Origin of the sequence: Cupriavidus sp. NPDC089707 (assembly GCF_044748965.1) — a bacterium.
In the GTDB taxonomy this organism is placed as follows: domain Bacteria; phylum Pseudomonadota; class Gammaproteobacteria; order Burkholderiales; family Burkholderiaceae; genus Cupriavidus.
This window is the reverse complement of the sequence record NZ_JBIVHB010000005.1, coordinates 238,455-257,488: the sequence shown is the minus strand read 5'-3', so window position 1 is coordinate 257,488 and position 19,034 is coordinate 238,455. Positions and strand designations below refer to the sequence as shown.

Below are 19,034 nucleotides of genomic sequence, written 5' to 3'. Positions count from 1 at the left end.
CAACCGCACCGGAGCCACGGCCGATCTATTGCTGCCGTGCGCCCGTGCCAGCCCTGACCTGACATGGCGTCGTTTTTCCTGAAGCGCCCGGCGTTTGCCTGGGTGCTGGCCATCCTGACCGTCGTCGCCGGCCTGGTGGCCCTGAACCGCATCCCCATCGCCCAGTACCCGGCGGTGGCGCCGCCCACGGTGATCATCTACGCCGATTACCCGGGCGCGTCCGCGCGCACCGTGGAAGATCGCGTGACCGCCGTGCTGGAGCAGCAGATGCACGGCATCCCCGGCCTGCTCTACCTCGATTCCAGCAGCGAAGGCGGCACCGCCACCGTGACGCTGGGTTTCCGCCAGGGCACCGATCCGCAGCTGGCGCAGGTCAACGTGCGCAACCGCGTGGCGCAGGCCGAGCCGCTGCTGCCCGAGGCGGTGCGGCGCGGTGGCGTGTATGTCGACCAGGCGAGCAGCAGCGCCTTCTTGTACGTCTCGCTGGTCTCGGACAGCGGCCAGCTCGACGAGACCGCGCTGGGCGACTTCGCCGCAGGATCGGTGCTGCCGCTGCTGCGCCGGCTGCCCGGCATCGGCAAGGCCGAGCCGTACGGCGCGGAGTACGCGCTGCGCATCTGGTTCGATCCCGACAAGCTGAACGCCTACAACCTCACCACCGCTGACGTTGAAGCCGCGATCCGCGCCCGCAACGGCAACGTGACGCCGGGCCAGCTGGGCGCCGCGCCCGCGGTACCGGGACAGCCGTTCCAGGCGGTGGTGCGACCGCCCGCGCCGATGAGCGATCCGCGGGCCTTCGAGCGCATCGTGGTGCGCGCCGCGGCCGACGGCTCGGCGGTGCTGCTGCGCGACGTGGCCCGGGTGGAACTGGCGGCCAGCGACTATCGCTACGGCTCGACGCTGAACACGCGCAACGCCGCCTCGATCGGCCTGAAACTGGCCGACGGTGCCAACGTGCTGCAGACCTCGCGCACCGTGCGAGCGGCGCTGGACGAAGCCAGCCGCGGCTTCCCGGGCGACGTGCGCTACGAGATCTCGTATGACGGCGCCGCCTTCGTGCAGGCATCGATCTCGCGCGTGCTGCTGACGCTGATGGAAGCCACGGTGCTGGTGTTCCTGATCCTGTACCTGTTCCTCGGCAACCTGCGCGCGACGCTGATCCCGTGCATCGTGGTGCCGGTGTCGCTGCTGGGCACGGTCGCGTGCCTGTACGCGCTGGGCCTGTCGCTGAACGTGATCACGCTGTTCGGCGTGGTGCTGGCGATCGGCATCCTGGTCGACGACGCCATCGTCGTGGTCGAGAACGTCGAGCGCATCATGCGCACCGACGGCGTCAACGCCATGCAGGCCGCGGCGCGCTCGATGCGCGAAGTCTCCGGCGCGCTGGTGGCGGTGACGCTGGTGCTGTGCGCGGTGTTCGTGCCGATGGCGTTCTTCGGCAGCGCGGTGGGCGTGATCTACCGGCATTTCGCCGTGACGCTGGCGGTGTCGATCGCGTTCTCGCTGTTCTTTGCACTGACGCTGGCGCCGGCGATGTGTGCCAGCCTGCTGCGCCACAGCGCGGCGCCCGCGCGCGGGCCGCTGGCGTGGTTCGATGCGCGCTTCGCCACCTTCACCGAACGCTACGCGGGCTGGGTCAGCGCGCTGCAGCGTCGCCGCATGCGCTGGCTGGCGGTGTACCTGGCGCTGACGCTGGCGTGTGGCTATGCGTTGTGGAAGATGCCGAGCGGCTTCCTGCCCGAGGAAGACACCGGCGAGATCGTGGTCGACGTCGAACTGCCGGCCGGCAGCACGCAAGCCGATACGCGCCGGCTGGTGGCATCGCTGGAGCAATGGATGCAGCAGCAGCGCTTCCCGGTGCATTCCACGTTTGCCGTGCTGGGCTGGTCCAGCGGCGGCAGCGGCGAGCAGCGCGCCAGCCTCTTCATCAGCCTGACCGACTGGAAGGTGCGCGGACGCAAGGACAATGCGCACGCGGTGCTGGCGCGGCTGTCGGCCGGGCTGGAAGCGTGGCCCGGCCGTGGCGCGGCGCAACTGTTCGCCTACAACAGCTCGGCGCTGCCGGAACTGGGCAGCATCGGCGGTCTCGACATGCGCCTGGTCGCACGCCAGCCGGTCGGCCGCGATGCGCTGTTCGCCGCGCGCGACAAGCTGATCGAGCGCGCCAAGTCCGACCCGGTGCTGGGCGAAGTGCGCGCCACCACCGGCCAGCCGGCGCCCGCGCTTGACCTGAAGATCGACTACCGCAAGGCGGAGAGTTTCGGTGTCGACGCCGAGGCGATCCACCATACGCTGTCGGCCACACTGGGCTCGCGCTATATCGACGAGGTCGCGCGCGAGGGCCGCGTGCGCCGCGTGATCCTGCAGGCCGACGCGCCGTTCCGCATGCATCCGGAGCAGTTGGCGCGCGTGCACGTGCGCAATGCCCAGGGCGCGATGGTGTCGCTGGCGGCGTTTGCCTCGCTCGAATGGGGGAATGGCGAGGTCACGCTGGAGCGCTTCGACGGCTTCAGCTCGGTGCGCATCAATGCCGAGGTCGCGCCGGGCCACACCACCGGTGCAGCGATGGCGCGGCTGACGGAACTGGTGCGCGGGCTCGGGCCAGAGTACGACGTGCGCTGGACCGGCCGTGCCTTTGAGCAGCAGCAGACCGGCACGCAGGCGCCATGGCTGTTCGCGCTGTCGCTGCTGTTTATCTTCCTGTGCCTGGTGGCGCTGTACGAGAGCTGGACGCTGCCGCTAGCGGTGATCGCGATCGTGCCGACCGGCCTGATGGGTGCCGCCGCGGCGATCTGGCTGCGCGGCATGCCCAATGATGTTTACTTCAAGGTGGGCGTGGTGGTGATCATGGGGCTGGCCGCCAAGAACGCGATCCTGATTGTCGAGTACGCCGAGCAACTGCGGCGCGAGGGCGAAACCAGCGTGGCCAGCGTGGTGGAGGCTGCCGGGCGCGCGGCACGCCAGCGCCTGCGGCCAGTGGTGATGACCTCGCTCGCATTCGTGCTGGGCGTGGTGCCGCTGGCTATCAGCACCGGTCCCGGCGCCGGCGCGCAGCAGGCGGTCGGCACCGGCGTGCTGGGCGGTATGCTGGGTGCAACGGTGCTGGGTACGCTGGTGGTGCCGCTGCTGTACGCGGCGATCGCACGCAGGCTGCCGAAGGCGCAGCCTGACGAGCAGGACGCCGCTGCCACGCAGCCGCCGGCGGCATGAGACGCGCGCAGGCTATCCCAGCAGTGGGCGTGCAAACAGCACAAACAGCGCAACGGGGAAGGGGAGAAAAACGCCTGCCAGGCGAAGAGAGAAGGAGGAGGAGGTCGGCCGGGCAGGCGGGAGAGAAAACGTGCGGCCACCGTGGTGGCCGCTTCAGGTCGGGTGAGGACCGGAAAGGTCAGGCGTTTGGCTGCGCCGCTCAGACGCGATAGCCGTACAGCGAGCCGTCACCGGTGCGCGAGTTGTCGAGCGCGCGGTCAGCGATATCGCCGCTAAAGGTGTGCGTCCCTTCGCTGAAGGTGTCGAACTTGCCTTGCTTGGAGATCTCGCCGCTGAAGGTATGCGTGCCTTCAGTAAAGGTGTCGAACTTGCCACCCCGGCGCGAGCCTTCCGAGTACACATCGAAGCGGCCGGTGCGGGCGCCATCGGTGTATGTATCGAACTTGCCTTGCTTGGCGCCGTCCGTGTACACGTCGTACTTGCCGGCGCGCAGCGCATCGGCATACACATCAAACTTGCCGACCTTGCTGGTGGCGGGGGCAGCCAACGCCGCAGCGGACGCGGCAACTGCCGCGAACACAAGCGCGCCGCCAAGGATACGTCTGGCGATCATTTCGGGACTCCTTCAACTGATTTCGTCTGTCTTATTTTTGGCCGGGGTGAAACTCCGACCGCCCGGCAATCTATGTTGCGATACGAGCACGGACTGAAGATTAGTCACAGTGCGCGCAAGCAGAAATACCGCTGCGACGAATGGTGCGTTGCGAGTCGTGAAACGACTCGCTTGCGGATGAATGGTGTCCACGGATCGCCATTGGCGCGCACGCGGCGCGGCGTGCGTGTGGCCCGCGCGGCACGCGCTGGCGCGGGGTGCAGCGGCCGCTCAGAGCGTGTACTGGCCGCTGGCTTCCGGCTGGAAAGCGATCTCGCTGATCGTCACCTGCTGCTCGCGGCCGTCCGGGAGCCGGTAGCCGACGGTCTGGCCGGCGCGTGCGCCCAGCAACGCCTGGCCGACCGGCGACAGCACCGACAACCGGCCGGCATCGAAGTCGGCGGCATCGGGGTAGACCAGGGTCCAGTTGCGCGGCGCCGGGTCGCCGGGCAGCGTGCACACCAGGCGTGAGTTCATGGTCACCACGTCAGTCGGAATCTCCTCCGGCGCGACGATAGTGGCGCGCGCCAGCAGGCTGTCGAGCATGTCCTCGAGCTGTGCCGAGCCAGCGCGGCTGGCGATGCGCTCCAGGCGCGTGACGTCGAGTTCAGTCAGGTACAGCGACACGGATTGGGCGGATGTTTTCTTGCTGGCCTTCATGGCGGATCCTCCGGCAGTCATGGATTGGCGCTGCCCGGCCGCATGACAATTGTCAGGCGGCAGGCAGCAGCGCGATCAGGTCTTGGCTTTGCGCAGCAGCGCGGACATCAATGGTGCCGGCGACGGCGTGTCAGTCGTCGGCAAGCATGGAGAGGCTGGCTCGGGCCCGGTTCGGCCCGGGCCCCGTGGTGGGAGACAGTCAGGCTGGGAACCGGGCGGATGCAGGCGGTGCGCTGATCCGGCGGGGGGACATGGCGAACGCGGACGCGCGCGGGCGGCCGGTCCGCTGCAGGCGGACAGGCACGGCGGACATCGGCGTCGGGCGATCGTTCATGGTCATGTGGAAAATCTGGGTGTGCGGCGGCATTCAACCGTAAGGCCTGCAGCGTAAGTCATGGCTTACTATGCAAGACGCCGCCTGAGCTCGTGCACCGCTGTGGTGCGGTCACGGTGACAGCCATCGTAGCACAGCGCGCGCCCGCGTACCTCACCCGTTGGCAGCATGCCCGGCATCATGCGCGGGCGCATGGCATTCACAGGCGGCACCGGCGGCGGCCTGCTGCAGGTTCTGCAGGATGCCGCACTCGCTGGCGGGCTGGTGGTGGTGATGGTGGCAGGTTTCGCGCAGTGCGCGCAGCTGTCCTTCCAGCGCCTCCAGCGCCACCCGCTGCGCATGGATCTGCGCGATCTGGCGGTCCAGCAGCGTGTTGATGTCGTCGCAGTCCTGCGACGGGCTGCGCTCGAACTCGCGCAGCCTGCGCACGTCCGACAGGCTCATGCCGAGCGAGCGGCAATGGCGCACAAAATTCAGCTGCACCAGGTGCCCGTCGTCATAGCGCCGGTAGCCGTTGGCCTCGCGCCGCGGGGCGTCGAGCAGCCCCTCGCGTTCGTAATAGCGGATGGTCTCGACATCGCAGCCGCTGGTACGGGAAAGTTCGCCGATACGCATGGTGGAAGTCCTGCTTGGAAGTCGCCAAATCCCTGTAATTGCTCCAGGGTTTTGCCTAGTGTAGGGCAGTCTGCGCAACCTTGCTGCGGCGTGCCGCAACCGGCGCCGGCGTCATGGCGCATCCTGTAGAATCCCTTAACACCTACCGATAAGTCGTCCCCAAGTGCGTTCGCTCCGGCTTCTCCTGCTGGTCATGATGCTGGCCTTCCTGCCCCTTCCGGGCTGGGCAGGCGCGCTCGCGCATGCCGTGGGTACGATCGACGACGGGCTGGTGGCGTCCGCCACCGCACCGGCTGCACGCGCTGCCGACGACATGGCCAGCGATGACGTTCATGCCGAACAGACCATCCCGGCAGATTCTGCGCCTGCGCCAGGATCTCCCGAGCCGCAACCGCAGCCCGGCGCCGACCTTGCCGAGCAGTTGCTGCCGGCATCTCCTCTGCGCCTCGCAGCGTCGGCGGGCCGCGCCGGCCCGCCTCGCTACGCAGGCGCCCCGCTGCCCGAACCCGACCTGCCGCTGCTGCCCCGCCCGCCGCGCGCCTGAGCGTGCGCGGCCGCGGTTGTCCGCGTCCGCCGTTTCCTGCGCGCCGTGCCGAGAGCGCGGCGCGCGCTTGCGGCTTGTCCGCATCCCAGCTGTAGTTGCTCCACTGTTGCTCCACTTCGATTGCACTCGATTGCATTCCACACACACATGAAACGCGTACTGCTTTTCCTGGCGACCAACATCGCCGTCATGATCGTCCTCAGCATTACCGCCAGCGTGCTCGGCGTGAACCGGTTCCTGACCGCCAACGGCCTGAACATGGGCATGTTGCTGGCCTTTGCCGCGCTGATGGGCTTTGGTGGCTCGTTTATCTCGCTGCTGATGTCCAAGACCATCGCCAAGTGGTCTACCGGCGCGCAGGTCATCACCCACCCGAGCACCAGCACCGAGCTGTGGCTGATGCAGACGGTGGAAAAGCTGGCGCAGCGCGCCGGCCTCCCCATGCCGGAGGTGGCGATCTACGACGGCGAGCCCAACGCCTTCGCCACCGGCGCGACCAAGAACAGCTCGCTGGTGGCGGTGTCCACCGGCTTGCTGCAATCGATGTCGCACGAGGAAGTGGAGGCAGTGCTGGCGCACGAGGTGGCACACGTGGCTAACGGCGACATGGTCACGCTGACGCTGATCCAGGGCGTGGTCAACACCTTCGTCATCTTCCTGGCGCGCGTGGTCGGCTATTTTGTCGATTCGATGCTGCGCAAGAACGACGAGGAATCGAGCGGACCTGGCATCGGCTACATGGTGACGGTGATCGTCTGCGAGATCGTGTTCGGCATCCTGGCCAGCATCATCGTGGCGTGGTTCTCGCGCCGGCGCGAATTCCGCGCCGATGCCGGCGCATCGGGCCTGATGGGATCGCCCACGCCGATGGTCTCGGCGTTGCGTCGCCTGGGCGGCCTGGAGCCGGACGGACTGCCGCAGAACATGCAGGCCATGGGTATTGCCGGCGGCAAGTCGTGGATGGCGCTGTTCACCAGCCATCCGCCGATCGAGGAACGCATTGCCGCGCTGCAGTCCGCGCGCTGACGCGAAGCTGGCCTTCGTGCCCGGGGCTAGTCGAAGACCCTGCCGCGCAGCGCCTTGACCTGGCTGCGCTGGCTCTTGCCTTCCAGCCTGCGCTGGCGCGATGCCAGCGTCGGACGCGTTGCCCGCCGCACGCGCGGCGGCGTGGCAACGCTGCGCACCAGCTCATGCAGGCGCCGCACCGCTTCGTCGCGGTTCTGCTCGAGGCTGCGGTATTGCTGCGCCTTGATCACCACCACGCCGTCGCGCGTGACGCGGTGATCGTGCAAGGCCAGCAGGCGTTCCTTGTGGTCAGGCTGCAGCGAGGATGCCCGCACGTCGTAACGCAGGTGCACGGCGTTGGATACCTTGTTGATGTTCTGGCCGCCTGCGCCTTGCGCGCGGATCGCGGTAATCAGGTATTCGTGGTGGGGAATGACTAGCTCGTCGGCCATGGCTGCATCATAGCAAGTCGGTCACGACGTCGGCCCGTGCTAGTGCCATGCGCTAGTGCCACGCATACGCCAGGCCGATGCCATAGGTGATCTGGTTGCGCGTGCCTCGCTGCGTGACGATGGGGCTGTCGGCCGCGTCGCCGGTCAGCCGCTGTACGTAGAGCATCGCACCGCCATACCAGTGCTTGTCGAACTGGTAGATCATCGCCAGCCAGCCGGTAAGCTGCTCCAGCCCGCCGCCGGGGCTGTAGGTGGGCAGGCCGCTGGCCGCCGAGCCTGCCGGCGTTACGCCGAAGTAGGTACGGTTGAAGCTGCCGCTGACCCAGGTCGCGCCGAGTCCCATCCCCGCATAGGCGCGCCGGTGCAGCGGCATCCAGAAAGTACCGGTGGCGGTGACGCGGCTGCCGCCGTAGACGATGCCGCCATTGGTCATCACGTTGATGCCGCCGCGCAGCCGCCATGGGATGCGGCCGGGGTTCAGGTATTCGTAGCCGATGTACCCGCCCGCCTCCACCGTTGTGTCGATCTCGGGCAACTGCGCCACCATCGCATCGTCGACGTTATTGCGGCCCAGCCGCAGCCCCACCGCCGGACCCCACTGGAAACCCGTCAGCCCGCCGAAATTGAACTGCGCATACGGCCCATACCACTCCAGCAGCCGTCCGCCCGGGGTCACGTAGCGCACGCCGGGCACTACGCCGATCATGCGGTCCTTTCCGCCTGCGAATTCGGTGGTGGAACCGACGCCGAGGCCGACCATGTTTGGCAGCGATCCTGGCAGGCTTACCGGTGCGGCCTCTCCAGAGTACGCGGTCACGGCCAGCGCAATGCCGGCTAACGCGCCGCGCAGCCGGCGCAGCAGGCTTGTCGAGATAACCATGGCAGGGCATTGGAGGACAGGGGGGTTGGGTGAATCTATCAGCACGGCCGTGGCGCAAAGTGGCGTGACCTAATGAAACTTTTCACATCGCGAATTAAGTGAGCTTCGATACCCACCTTACAAGTGCCGATATCAGCATCCAATTGCCCCAATAATTTCTTGTTTCGCAATGACGTATCGACGTCTCTTGTCTTTTATTCCGGATGACGCATGATGAGATCAGCGTTCGCTGAACTCCACGCCCACGAACCCGATCGCGAATGCGGTAGGCTGCATGCACGGATTCAGGAACCCCCCTGGAGTCATTCATGCGCCCGCGCCTTTCCGCACTGCTCGACCGCCTCTGGGAGCAGGCAGTCCGCACGCCGCAACGCTTCGTGGTGCTGTCCTTTACTGTCGCTTCCGGGCTGCTGCTGGTAATTTCCGCATACGGCCTGGTGGTGCTGCGCGATTATGAAGTGCAGGCCCTGCAGCAAACCCAGCAACTGCAAGTGGCCGGCATCAGCTCGGTGCTGTACGTGGAGTCCGAGCGGCTGCGCAGCGTCCGCAATTTCGCCGAGCACCTGATCCGCCTGCAGATGGGGCCGCACGCGGTTGAAACCGACCCGCCGCTGCAAGCCGCCTACGCGCACCGCAACGATGACCTGTGGCAGTTGCCAGCACCAGAAGGTGATGCGGTGCTGCTCGGCGCCGGCCCCCGGATGCTGGAAGGCATGGAAAGCTTTACCCGCCGCGATGAAGACCTGCTGCCCGGCCTGTACGTGGCACGCGGCCTCAGCCACCTGCTGAGCGCCGAACCGCTCAACCCGCTGGTCACGCGCAAGCTCCTCTATGTCTCCAGCAACGGTTTCTTTGTCGCCTATCCGCCGGTGCCGCCAGCGTCTACTGTTGCCGTACTGCGGCGCGTCGACGATGCAGGCTACATGCGCGAGCACCTGCCGCAAAACAACCCCGATCGCACCCTGCACTGGAAGATGGTGCCGGCTGCCGATGGCAGCGGCGACATGTACCTGACGCTGAGCCTGCCGGTCTACCTGCACGCGCAGTTCCGCGGCGTGGCGATTTCCGGCATTTCGCAGCGCAGCCTGGACGCCTACCTGGTCAACACCACACGCAACGGCGTGCGCAGCTTCCTGATCGATATCGACGGCCACCTGATCGGCGCCAGCACGCGCGACGTCAAGAGTCTCGAGAAATTTGCCACGGTCGTGCCATCCGCCTGGCGCGAAGCCACGCCCCAGGAGATGTTCAGTCGCGGATCCGGCACGCTGCAACGTGGCGACGGCAGCCGCCTTATGTTCCAGCGCATCGGCAGCACCAACCTGATGCTGGTGGACTACTTCTCCGCCACGGACCTGCTGCTGCGCACGGCCTCGCACTTGAGCGCGGTGCTGGCGGCCAGCGCGCTGTCGCTGGCGGTGCTGCTGTGGGTTACGCTGCAGGGCTTCCGCAAGCTGTTCTCGCACTACCTGGCCCGCGGCGAAGCGCTGCGCGAACTGGCCGAGACCGACGCGCTGACCGGCCTTGCCAACCGCCGCGTGTTCGAGGCGCGTTTTGCCATCGAGCACAACCGTAGCCTGCGCGAAAACACGCCGATTTCGATGCTGATGATCGATATCGACCGCTTCAAGCGCATCAACGACCACTGGGGCCACGCCAGCGGCGACCGCGTGCTGAAGAAGCTCGCTGACGTGGTGCGCGCGGCCGTGCGGGCCATCGACGTGCCGGCGCGAATCGGCGGCGAGGAATTCGCCGTACTGCTGCCGAGTACGAGCATCGAGGAAGCAACCGAGGCCGCTGAGCGGCTGCGCATGATCCTGAGCCAGACAGTATGCGAGCCGGCCGCCGATGCGGCCGACATGGGCGATATCCAGTTCACGGTTTCCATCGGCGTGTCGGATCTCGGCACCGACGGCACCGACAACCTCGACACCATGCTGATGGTGGCGGACCGACGTCTCTACGCCGCCAAGAATGCGGGCCGCAACCGGGTAGTCAGCGACGACCGGGTGCCGGAGCCGGTGGGCGACAGCGTGCCCGCCCCTGCGCCGACAGCCTGAGCATCGGCGGAAAGCGCCTGTTCTTCTTCTTCGCGGAAAAGCGGGAATCCGGATGGGATTGGCGCGCCCGGCTGGGATCGAACCAGCAACCCCTGCCTTCGGAGGGCAGTATTTCCGCAGACGCCTCAAAAGGGCAACAGCCGCTGCACAGCGCTTTGTATTTGGTCTGGCGCAAGATGCGCGTATCGCTCTGTTACCGTCACCGATGAGTGCCCCAGTAGGTCTCTAACCACCCCCAACGGCACACCAGCCATGACCAGCCAACTCGCACAGGTGTGCCGCATATCGTGGATCCGGAAGTTCTCAATCCCCGCCCTCTCGCAAGCCGCCGCAAATCCCGTCTGAAACGTTGTGATCCTTCGGCCGCCATCCCGGCCGAACACCCAAGGATTGCCTGGTGCGTGCTTGTGCCCCCAGCCACTCAAGACTGCCAACGCATCCAACGCCGCATCGTTGAGCGGCACGGATCTGCGCTTGCCTGACTTCGTATCCCCTGAGTCCAACAGGAACAGCCCACGATGCCGGTCCACGCGTGACCAGGTTAGCTTCAACAGCTCGGACTTGCGAGCGCCCGTGTTGAGCGCGAGCCGGATGAAGCAAGGCAGATGCGGCCATCGCGCATACAACTCGGCAGCCTCCACCAGCCGGCCAGCTTCTGCTTGCGTGATCCAGCGTACCCGGCCTTCCGAATTCTCCAGGCCCAGACGCTGCACGGGGTTGCCAATGTCCGGTCGATCATGCTCCAGCCGAACGAAATTCAGGGCCGCGGAAAAGAATCTCAGCTCACGCCCTATGGTGGATTGCTTAACGCCTTCAGCCTGTCGCCGCGCAATGTACGACCGCACGTCCGCACGCTTCAACTCAGTCACCGACCTACCGCCGAAGTGGGGTTGCAAGCGCTGCAGCGAATACCGATCCCGCTGCTTACTCCGATGGTTCGACCCTGCCAAATAAATGCCTACCACGTCCTCAAAAAGCATCGACCCCTGCATGTTATTGTTACGCCACCAGTAACAAAATGGCGGCAATATGCGATCTATCGTACACGCGTGGGGATTGACAGTCATCGTCTTGGCCAGCACCTTGACTAACCCAGCGGACGCCGCCAAGTGCCGCAACGGCAAGGGCATCCTGTACACCCAGGAGCAACACTGCCCATCCGGCTACACGGACATCACTGCCAGCATGGGCGGCAACGTCTCGACTTACTCGGCACCGACGCCGACCACCCATACAAGCCGCGTAGCCACAGTAGACGCGACACGAACCGTGCCGTCCTCGCCAGCTCGGTGCCAGCGACTGCAGGTGGACCGCAATATGTTGGGCGACCAACTGCGGCGCACAGGTTGGAAGCTGGAGCAGGACAATGTGCGTGCACAGCTGATGCAGATTGAAGAGGAAATGGCGGCCCGCGGCTGTTGAAAAGCCCGGCTTGCAGGGGGGTGGCTGGCCTGCAGGCCACGAGCTCGAGCTGGGCGCTCCTGGTCGTACCCGCTACTCGGTCCCGCGGGCCGCACTAGCCGTGCGACAACGACCCAGAGGGTTACTTCCCCCTTCTGGAAACCTTTCGGTCCTGCTATAGCGCGGACACTCCTAACGCTAGTCGCCGCTAGCGCAGCCACTCCGGCCCATTCTTGACCCGGATGCCCCGAGCGGCGATGTTCTCACCGCGCGCCCTGGCTGCCTTCACCTCGCGCCGGTCAGCCCACCAAGCCCAGGCAAACAGGAACGGCACCGATACCAGGAACAGCAGGCCGAACAACAGCACCAGGTCAGCCGCCGTTTCCAGCACGACAGGTAGCCAGCCAGCTACCCATTCCTGCGCGCGCTCACCGTACGGATACAGTGGCGCCAGCAACGATTTCGATCCCATCACTTTTCCCCTTTTTTTCGTTACGCCTTTTCGTTACGATCTTGCGCCGCGCGCTTCTTGGCGTTGCGGATCATCCTGGACGTGGAGTCGCCGGTAATGGCGTCTTGGAACGCTGCGCGCATCTCGTCGGTCGTCGCAGCACTGCAGTTAAAGCGCTTCCACCCGTCCAGGTCGAACAGCTCACTGCGCTTGCGCCAGTCCCGAGCGGAGCGAACACGCTTCACCACCTGGAGCATGAAATCGAAGTCAACAGGATTTCCGTTATTCGTTACGGATTTTGCGGCGCCCTTCTTTGCAGCCGCCAACGCCTCATCACGCTCGGCCACGAGATGGACGAACTGCTGGTTCAACTCGACAACTTCAGCTTGCAAGGCAGCATTGGCCGCGAACGCCGTGGTGCGCTCTTGCTCGGCCAGCTCCAACTGACGACGCACCGCGACCAGCTCGTCGTGAACTTCCACCAGGTGATCATTCTCCCGGTCCCGAGCGTTCACATAACCGTTGAGCTCGTCGATGGTCTCATGTGCCTCCGCCAGCTCGGCCTTGGTGGCGTCCAGCTCAGCGCGCAGCTCCGCACTCTCAGCGATCAACTGACTAATCTCGCCTTCAGCAAGCTCAAGCGACGCCGGCACGTTTTTCGTTACCGTAACGGATTGACGATGACGCGCGCGGTAGGCCGCCTGGCGCTGCGCATTGGTCATTGCATCCGGCTTCCGCGGACGGCCCCGTCCACGCTTGACTTCCACATCCAACTCACCTGTCCGATTATCCGTTACGTCACGCATATTCGACTCCCGTTTCGATGATTCTATTTTACGTTACTAGTAACGAATATTCAATTATTGTTACACTTTCGTCGTAACGAAAATTAGCATCACCGGTCAGCCAGATCACCCGCAGGCCACGCCGAGGCCCGTACCACCACGCAGGCGCCCCATCCAGCCGCAATCCCTGCCCGTAGATCCGCATCACACCATCCGCATGTATTCGCGCCACTGGTCGAACGTGATCGTGCCCTGGCGCTGCAGCTCGGTGAGCCGGCGACGCTCGGCCATCTTGGCCTTGATGCCCCGCACCTTCTGCGGCCCGAGACGCCCCACCGTGTACCAAGGTGGCAGGTAGCTGTACGGCGCCTGGTCATCCCGCTGCTCGAACACCTGGCGCGTGTCATAGGCATCGAACAGGTCATTGGCCCGATAGAACCAGCGTTCCGAAACCAAGGAGTTGTAGTCCGTGCCGTACTTGACGATCGCCATGTGCAGGCGCGGCAGGCGCGGCTTCCACTTCCCCAGCGTCACGGTCTCGACCAGGCGCGACACGAAGGGGATAGCGAGACGATCCAGGCGACGACACGTGACCAGGTACTCGACCAGGGCATCGCGCACCTGGCGATCGGCCTGCGACTCATGCTGGCAGATGAAGTACACGTCCCAGCCCTTTTTGCGACTGTGGATCAACCAGGTGATCAGTGCCTGCTGCTTAGGGTCCTGCCAGTTGCGCGCATTGAGCAGCGCGGCCAGCTCGTCCAGCACGATGATCCCGTTCTTGGTCTCGTCGTAGCTTTCGTTGCCACGCCCAATGCAGTCGAGATCCGGCACGCTGGGCTTGTCGGGCAACCGAATCACCCGACTCTGCCTGGCGTCCTTGTTCAGCAGCTTGTCCAGGTGCAGATCGAGGTTCGTGGCCACACGACGCCCCTCGATAATGGCATCGCGGATGCGACCCACGGCGCAGAGGCTTTTGCCGGAACCGAGGCGCCCCGTGATCATGTAGATCGCCATGGTCAGCCCCCCATCACCAGCTTGACGTTCTGCGCATTCCAGCGATACAGGAACACGGCCGCATCGGTGGCGAAAATCGCCGCCAGGCACACGTTCAACGTGTCGGCGGCGCATAGGTACAGCCCCACTTCGAGACCCGCGCCAAGGCCCGCAGGAAAGGCGCTAAGCACGCCATTGATCGCGGTCGCAGCGCCAGCGATCAGCGCGGTGGTCAGCGTCGCAAAGGTCGCCACGGCAGCCAGGCCAAACGCCACCTTCTCACTGAAAAACTTCACCAGGAACGATGCGAAGCCACCGAACAGGCCCGCCATCAAGGATGCAAGCAACGGCATAACACCTCCTATGCGTTCGCGCTGGACACGCGGTTATAGATGTAGATCGCAGCCAAGGCACCCCACAGCCAGCCCAGCAGCGTACGGATGAAGCCGAGGCGCTCGCACAGATCGACGGTCCCGTCGAATTCCTTCCACTTGAAAAACTGGATCGGCTGGCAGCTTCCACCAGGCAGAAGGGTCGGCACCGACAAAGCGAAGCTGGTCACCTTGGCCGCGTCCTGCATCTGCGTGATCGCATCCGCTCGAGCCTGCGCCAATTCCGAGGTCGACTGCGTGAACTTCCCTTCTGCATTTGGCGTGCCCGTCTCATCGATCAGGCACTTCGGTTTTCCCGGCAAGCCACAGGTATCGATCGACGGGGCCGATGCAGGCGACACGGCCTGCTGCTGGTTCGGAATCGCCACGTTCTGCGGCGGAAATGTCACCGTCGAACTCTGGTTGACAGGATTGCCAGCGCTGTCCGTGCCGGCCCAGGTGCGCGTCTGTGTGGGTGTCACCGTGGCCGGATTTGCAAGCTTGTCCGCACCGGTGTTGGCGTTGATCTGAAAGCCAGGCACCGTGGACACCGTACCGTTGAAAGGCCGCCCCTGTGCATCCGTGCCCGCCCCGGTCGTCGTCTGCGTTGGAAACGTGACTGTGTTCCCGCTGGGAAAAGTCGGCGTGCCCGGTGTACCGCCGCCAATCAACTTATCCCGATCCTCAGTTCCTGCCGCATCCCAAACTTTTGGAAGCGCGGTCGCTGCCTGCGCCGCGGTCGCCAACTGCGTGTCATCCGCTGTTCCGAGCTGCGTCGATACGCATACCGACCCACTTTTGACATAGCCAGTCTGGCAATTTGGAGAACGGTTTGCCTGCCGTCCGCTCGAATAGATGAACTGGCCGTTGTTTGCTCCATCGTAATAGCAGTAGTAGACCGACGCTGCCGCGCTATTCGATGGATCAACGGCCTTCAGCGTCCTACCGAACGTCACCGATTCCGCATCGCAAACGGCCTGAGGATTGTTTGCATACGTGCCCGTAAAACTGGATTGCCACGTGAACCCCTGCGAGCCATCGGTAGGCTTCACAGGAGCCTTGAAGGTGTTGGTCGCTGCGTCATATACCGCGTCCGAACCCAGCGCCACAGCCAGCGCCAGCATTGCCCCGGTAAGCGGCCCCTTAGCCGCAGCCTGCCGCAGCATGTTTGCTGCGATAGGCCCTACCACCGCCGCCGCTGTCGTCACCGTGCGCCCAATCGGCGTGACCTTCGTGACCCCATACCATGCAGCAGTCAAGGCAAAGGTCGACGCGATAGCCAAGGCGCCATTTTGCACCGTCGCGCTATCCGGACCGGATTTAGCGACGCCCCACGAGAGGCCGTCCGCCGTCAGCGTCTGCGCCTGTGCTTCTCGCACCGGCATCAGCAGCGAAAACAAAAGAGCCAGCGTGATAGCAGCTGGCCCGAGAAACAGATCAACGGTACTCCGGGTTGACACAAAACGCGATACCGTTGCCAGTGCACGCGAGACGCTCATATTGCGGATCCCATCTAGGGTTGATACAGGCGGTGAGGGAGACCCCCACCGCCACACACAACATGGCGGTGAGGAACCGCATTAGGTCGCCTTGTTGTACAGCTTCTTGGCGAGCTTGAAGACCACCAGACCACCCCAGACGGCCACGGCCAGCGTGATCGCGTAGCCGATCAGGGTGCCGAAGTCCGAAGCGGCGCCCGTGAAGATGGCCTGGAAGGCCGAAGCGTTGGTGGACGCTTGCGCGTTGGCGGCACCGGCAGCAGCAAACATTGCGACGGCAGCGGCCAGCTTGGGATTGATGCTCTTAACCATGTTGATGAGTTTCATGTGATTTCTCCTATGGGCCGTCGAAAGACCCTGACCAGGTGACCCAGCCCGATCAGAGCATGTCCAGAAATTTCCGGACGCTAAGAAACAGAACACCTGCGACGTACCCGGTCGCCCAGGCACCTGCGCAGTACGCGGCAGCAATGACCAGCTCGTCCGTCGTGAATGTCATCGCTGCTGCCCCCCGATGAAGCCCAAGGCGAAGCACACGACCACCAGCCCCGCGTAGATCAGATATGAGCCGTCCATTTTTTCCCCAACAAACAAGCAGCCCCGTTCCAACGAACCAGGCGCGCCCGCTACGCCCCCGCCAGCCGTGCTGCGCGCGACCGGCGTGGGCTACGCGACCATGCCTTAGACAGCAGACCCGCCCTGGTCAAAGCCATGCGCTTCCAACTCCCACTCCAGATCCTCTTCCCAGCGGTCAAGCTTGTCCTGCGCCCTGTCCCGCTCCTCTTCCCGATAGGCCATGCGATCCGAAATCTGCATCTGCCGATTGAACAGATCATCGAGATCGCGCGACGACGATGAGGGCAGCATGTCCCCGCTATCGCGATCAGCAAGGACCTCTTCGAGATAGTCATACGCCACGCCCAGGTAGCGAAGCACTTCGCCCAGGTGCTCGACCTCCTCTTCGAGGCGCTCCTTGTCTTCGTCCCAGTGCGCGCGCAGCTCCTCGGCGGTCTCAAACATGGCGATTGCCCCGCGTGAACAGCGCCAGCATCAGGCCCACCAGAAGCAGGCCGATGGCAACCAGGCGCACGGTCAGAAGAAAAGTGGCCGGCTCGAGTCCAATCGACCAGAGCAAGGGGTAGACCGGTCCCCGGTCAGCGACCAGGGAGAGCAGGCCGAAAAAGATCGAGAGGTAGACGCAGACCATCACAGGCCCACAGCTCCTATTGCTCGATGGCGTCAAGCGTCATGTCCACCGGCACCACGGTTACCAGTTCGCCCGTGTCCTTGTCCTTGAACTGGTATGCCTTGCGCTGGAAGCCCCCGAGCGTGCACAGCACTGTGACTTCATCTCCCCGCTCGCCCAGCTTCGACTTGCCGCGTACCTCGACCACCTGGGGACGGCTGTACTGATCCGGCGCCGGAGTCGTAATGCGCGTGTAACGCACACCATCGAAGCTGCGTTGGGCCTCGACACGCCCACGCACGACCACCTGCATGGGCTTGATCTGCGAGGGAAGCGAACGAACCGTGTTTTCTGCTGCTGTTGACATGTCGAACTCCTTAAGCGGCTAAGCGCAACGTTTCCCGGCTCACCTGGTATTCCTCGCGGTTGCGTGCCGGGAGTTGGCACAACCGGGGGTCCGTCCTCACTGGACTAAAATCGTGCGGCAGCACCGCGTTATTCGCGATCACCTGTACATCCGTGCCGCGCCAGGACACGCCGGCGTCCTCCAGCTGCTTGCGGCAGCGGTAGAACGTGGCCTTGGCGAAGTGTTCGCGCGTGACCTCATCGCCGAGGGTGGTCAGCGACCCCCAGAAGCCGTACAGGCGCATGCCGAGCGTGTCACCGTAGACACCCTTCAACCGGTGCAGGACCGCCCTGCTCTCTCTCACCGTGGTCATGGCCTGTTTCCCCTCTCGCAACAGCTTCTCGATCTCGGTGTCAAAGACGCCCTCCAGGTAGGCGTCAGTCACCTCGTCCACTCTCGGATGCCTTCCAAAGTCGTACTGCAGCTTGTCGCTGTGAATCTCGACCTCCGCGCGCAACCGTCTGTCAGCCAGTCGCTGCAGCGCCTCAATCTTGCGTTCCACCCGTGCGCGGTTGTCCTGGTCGTCGCGCCCGTACAGGTGGTTGAACACTTGCTGGAAGAAGCCGCGCAGGCGTCCCCTGTCATGCACCTGGAACTCAGTGCCCTTGTGATAAAACTTGACCGTGGTGGTCTTGCCGGCGAAGTACACCGCCATCGCGTATTTGGCCGCACCCTTCTTTCGCCGCGGGAAGCTGATGAGCTGCAGGCCGTCGAAAAATTCCTTGCAGGCCGCCTTGCTCAGCCGGTACACCGAAGCCACGTCCACCCGATGCACGGTCCACCAGTCGGCAGCCGGGAGATCTGTCTCCAGCAGATCCTCGACCAGGTGCACGAAGTCCCGGCACGCCTGGCGGAAATCGGTCGGCCCGCCATAAACGTTGTGGCCATGGATGATCTTGTGCACCGACGCCTCAATGAGGATGTACGGGTCGCAGGGCACGAGCTCGGGGCGCCCATTCTTGTTGACCACCCATTCCTCGTTCTTCGGGATCACCGAGATCCGCGAATCCCAAGAGCCGAGCAGCTCGCCGGTGAACAATTCGTACAGGATTTCCCCGCTGGCGCAGTCCATCCCGGAACGCAGCAGGCACTGTCGCTTGATGCGCTCGACCACGCTGTTACCCAGATAAGGAGACCGAAGCCGGACCGTGTCATAGGCCATGCTCAGCACCCCGCCCCGAAATCGCTTCGAGTCTCGCCCGTGAGACTGTCAGGCGGTGCTACCACGCCCGCCTGACAAAAAGCAGCCTCGCTGCGCGCGGCCAAAAACTCGTGGTCTACGGCCAGTTGAAGTGCTGCATTGACCTCATCGAGGGACGTGGCGAGTGCCGGCGCCATCGTCTTCACCTTGACCATTCCGCCGGATGCCCGGGCATAAGCAACGGCAACAGCGCGCACGCGGCGCGCTTCCTCTTGCTCCTTGCGGACCAGAACCAGCCATGCGGGCAGTTGCCGACCGGCCGTCGCTGAACGAACGGGAAAGGGACGGCTCATGCGGACACCTTGCCGCGCGGCGCGTCAACGATC

At 64.6% G+C, this 19,034-nt stretch carries 22 protein-coding genes; 5 read left to right on the top strand and 17 right to left on the bottom strand.

What is annotated here, in order from left to right; all coding sequences use genetic code 11:
- The first annotated feature begins 63 nt into the window (after nt 1-63).
- Nucleotides 64-3,210 carry a multidrug efflux RND transporter permease subunit gene (locus tag ACIP1U_RS11240; protein ID WP_400314711.1) on the top strand — a complete coding sequence of 1,049 codons (3,147 nt, stop codon included), beginning with the start codon at nt 64-66 and terminating at the stop codon, nt 3,208-3,210.
- Nucleotides 3,211-3,409: 199 nt separating this feature from the next.
- Here ACIP1U_RS11240 and ACIP1U_RS11235 read toward each other — a convergent pair whose 3' ends face one another.
- The 3 genes from ACIP1U_RS11235 to ACIP1U_RS11225 form a co-directional block, all read right to left on the bottom strand.
- On the bottom strand, nt 3,410-3,823 hold the full coding sequence (locus tag ACIP1U_RS11235; protein ID WP_400314710.1) for a hypothetical protein: 414 nt from the start codon (nt 3,821-3,823) through the stop codon (nt 3,410-3,412).
- Nucleotides 3,824-4,093: 270 nt separating this feature from the next.
- Complete coding sequence (gene rnk / locus ACIP1U_RS11230) at nt 4,094-4,522, bottom strand: nucleoside diphosphate kinase regulator (RefSeq protein ID WP_400314708.1); 429 nt, start codon at nt 4,520-4,522, stop codon at nt 4,094-4,096.
- A gap of 487 nt (nt 4,523-5,009) precedes the next feature.
- Nucleotides 5,010-5,471 carry a Cd(II)/Pb(II)-responsive transcriptional regulator gene (locus tag ACIP1U_RS11225; protein ID WP_400314706.1) on the bottom strand — a complete coding sequence of 154 codons (462 nt, stop codon included), beginning with the start codon at nt 5,469-5,471 and terminating at the stop codon, nt 5,010-5,012.
- 193 nt (nt 5,472-5,664) lie between these two features.
- Between ACIP1U_RS11225 and ACIP1U_RS11220 the strand changes: the two genes are divergently transcribed.
- Entirely contained in the window at nt 5,665-6,015 is a 351-nt protein-coding gene (locus tag ACIP1U_RS11220) for a hypothetical protein (protein ID WP_400314704.1), read from the top strand.
- A gap of 147 nt (nt 6,016-6,162) precedes the next feature.
- Complete coding sequence (gene htpX, locus ACIP1U_RS11215) at nt 6,163-7,041, top strand: protease HtpX (RefSeq protein ID WP_400314703.1); 879 nt, start codon at nt 6,163-6,165, stop codon at nt 7,039-7,041.
- A gap of 26 nt (nt 7,042-7,067) precedes the next feature.
- On the opposite strand, the gene arfB is transcribed toward htpX, so the two are convergent.
- Nucleotides 7,068-7,472 (bottom strand): alternative ribosome rescue aminoacyl-tRNA hydrolase ArfB, encoded by a 405-nt coding sequence (gene arfB, locus ACIP1U_RS11210; RefSeq protein ID WP_400314701.1) that lies wholly within the window; start codon nt 7,470-7,472, stop codon nt 7,068-7,070.
- 52 nt (nt 7,473-7,524) lie between these two features.
- Entirely contained in the window at nt 7,525-8,352 is an 828-nt protein-coding gene (locus ACIP1U_RS11205; RefSeq protein ID WP_400314699.1) for a MipA/OmpV family protein, read from the bottom strand.
- A 308-nt stretch (nt 8,353-8,660) separates the two neighbouring features.
- Between ACIP1U_RS11205 and ACIP1U_RS11200 the strand changes: the two genes are divergently transcribed.
- Nucleotides 8,661-10,412 carry a diguanylate cyclase gene (locus ACIP1U_RS11200; RefSeq protein WP_400314698.1) on the top strand — a complete coding sequence of 584 codons (1,752 nt, stop codon included), beginning with the start codon at nt 8,661-8,663 and terminating at the stop codon, nt 10,410-10,412.
- Between the two features lie 125 nt (nt 10,413-10,537).
- On the opposite strand, the gene ACIP1U_RS11195 is transcribed toward ACIP1U_RS11200, so the two are convergent.
- Complete coding sequence (locus tag ACIP1U_RS11195) at nt 10,538-11,479, bottom strand: tyrosine-type recombinase/integrase (protein ID WP_400314697.1); 942 nt, start codon at nt 11,477-11,479, stop codon at nt 10,538-10,540.
- Between ACIP1U_RS11195 and ACIP1U_RS11190 the strand changes: the two genes are divergently transcribed.
- Nucleotides 11,469-11,834, top strand: a complete 366-nt coding sequence (locus ACIP1U_RS11190; protein WP_400314696.1) for a hypothetical protein — start codon at nt 11,469-11,471, stop codon at nt 11,832-11,834. The two genes, ACIP1U_RS11195 and ACIP1U_RS11190, sit on opposite strands and share 11 nt — an antisense overlap.
- 187 nt (nt 11,835-12,021) lie before the next feature.
- Here the strand turns inward: ACIP1U_RS11190 and ACIP1U_RS11185 are convergent, their stop codons facing one another.
- The 11 genes from ACIP1U_RS11185 to ACIP1U_RS11135 all read right to left on the bottom strand — a co-directional run bounded on the left by ACIP1U_RS11185 (nt 12,022) and on the right by ACIP1U_RS11135 (nt 19,001).
- Entirely contained in the window at nt 12,022-12,285 is a 264-nt protein-coding gene (locus ACIP1U_RS11185; RefSeq protein ID WP_400314694.1) for a hypothetical protein, read from the bottom strand.
- 20 nt (nt 12,286-12,305) lie between these two features.
- The gene (locus ACIP1U_RS11180) at nt 12,306-13,070 is read right to left on the bottom strand and encodes a hypothetical protein (RefSeq protein ID WP_400314693.1); all 765 of its coding nucleotides are present in this window, start codon (nt 13,068-13,070) and stop codon (nt 12,306-12,308) included.
- A 183-nt stretch (nt 13,071-13,253) separates the two neighbouring features.
- Nucleotides 13,254-14,066: a zonular occludens toxin domain-containing protein gene (locus tag ACIP1U_RS11175; RefSeq protein WP_400314691.1), complete on the bottom strand. Its 813-nt coding sequence runs from the start codon at nt 14,064-14,066 to the stop codon at nt 13,254-13,256.
- 2 nt (nt 14,067-14,068) lie between these two features.
- Nucleotides 14,069-14,398, bottom strand: coding sequence for a DUF5455 family protein (locus tag ACIP1U_RS11170; protein ID WP_400314689.1), 330 nt, complete (start codon nt 14,396-14,398; stop codon nt 14,069-14,071).
- Nucleotides 14,399-14,406: 8 nt separating this feature from the next.
- Complete coding sequence (locus ACIP1U_RS11165; protein WP_400314688.1) at nt 14,407-15,915, bottom strand: hypothetical protein; 1,509 nt, start codon at nt 15,913-15,915, stop codon at nt 14,407-14,409.
- Nucleotides 15,916-15,996: 81 nt separating this feature from the next.
- Nucleotides 15,997-16,242, bottom strand: a complete 246-nt coding sequence (locus ACIP1U_RS11160; RefSeq protein ID WP_400314687.1) for a hypothetical protein — start codon at nt 16,240-16,242, stop codon at nt 15,997-15,999.
- Between the two features lie 354 nt (nt 16,243-16,596).
- Nucleotides 16,597-16,935: a hypothetical protein gene (locus tag ACIP1U_RS11155; protein ID WP_400314685.1), complete on the bottom strand. Its 339-nt coding sequence runs from the start codon at nt 16,933-16,935 to the stop codon at nt 16,597-16,599.
- Nucleotides 16,928-17,125, bottom strand: coding sequence for a hypothetical protein (locus ACIP1U_RS11150; RefSeq protein ID WP_400314683.1), 198 nt, complete (start codon nt 17,123-17,125; stop codon nt 16,928-16,930). Before ACIP1U_RS11150 ends, ACIP1U_RS11155 begins: the two co-directional genes overlap by 8 nt.
- Before the next feature lie 13 nt (nt 17,126-17,138).
- Nucleotides 17,139-17,468: a single-stranded DNA-binding protein gene (locus ACIP1U_RS11145; RefSeq protein WP_400314681.1), complete on the bottom strand. Its 330-nt coding sequence runs from the start codon at nt 17,466-17,468 to the stop codon at nt 17,139-17,141.
- A gap of 10 nt (nt 17,469-17,478) precedes the next feature.
- Complete coding sequence (locus tag ACIP1U_RS11140; protein ID WP_400314679.1) at nt 17,479-18,669, bottom strand: phage/plasmid replication protein, II/X family; 1,191 nt, start codon at nt 18,667-18,669, stop codon at nt 17,479-17,481.
- Between the two features lie 2 nt (nt 18,670-18,671).
- Nucleotides 18,672-19,001, bottom strand: coding sequence for a hypothetical protein (locus ACIP1U_RS11135; protein WP_400314678.1), 330 nt, complete (start codon nt 18,999-19,001; stop codon nt 18,672-18,674).
- Nucleotides 19,002-19,034 lie beyond the last annotated feature (33 nt).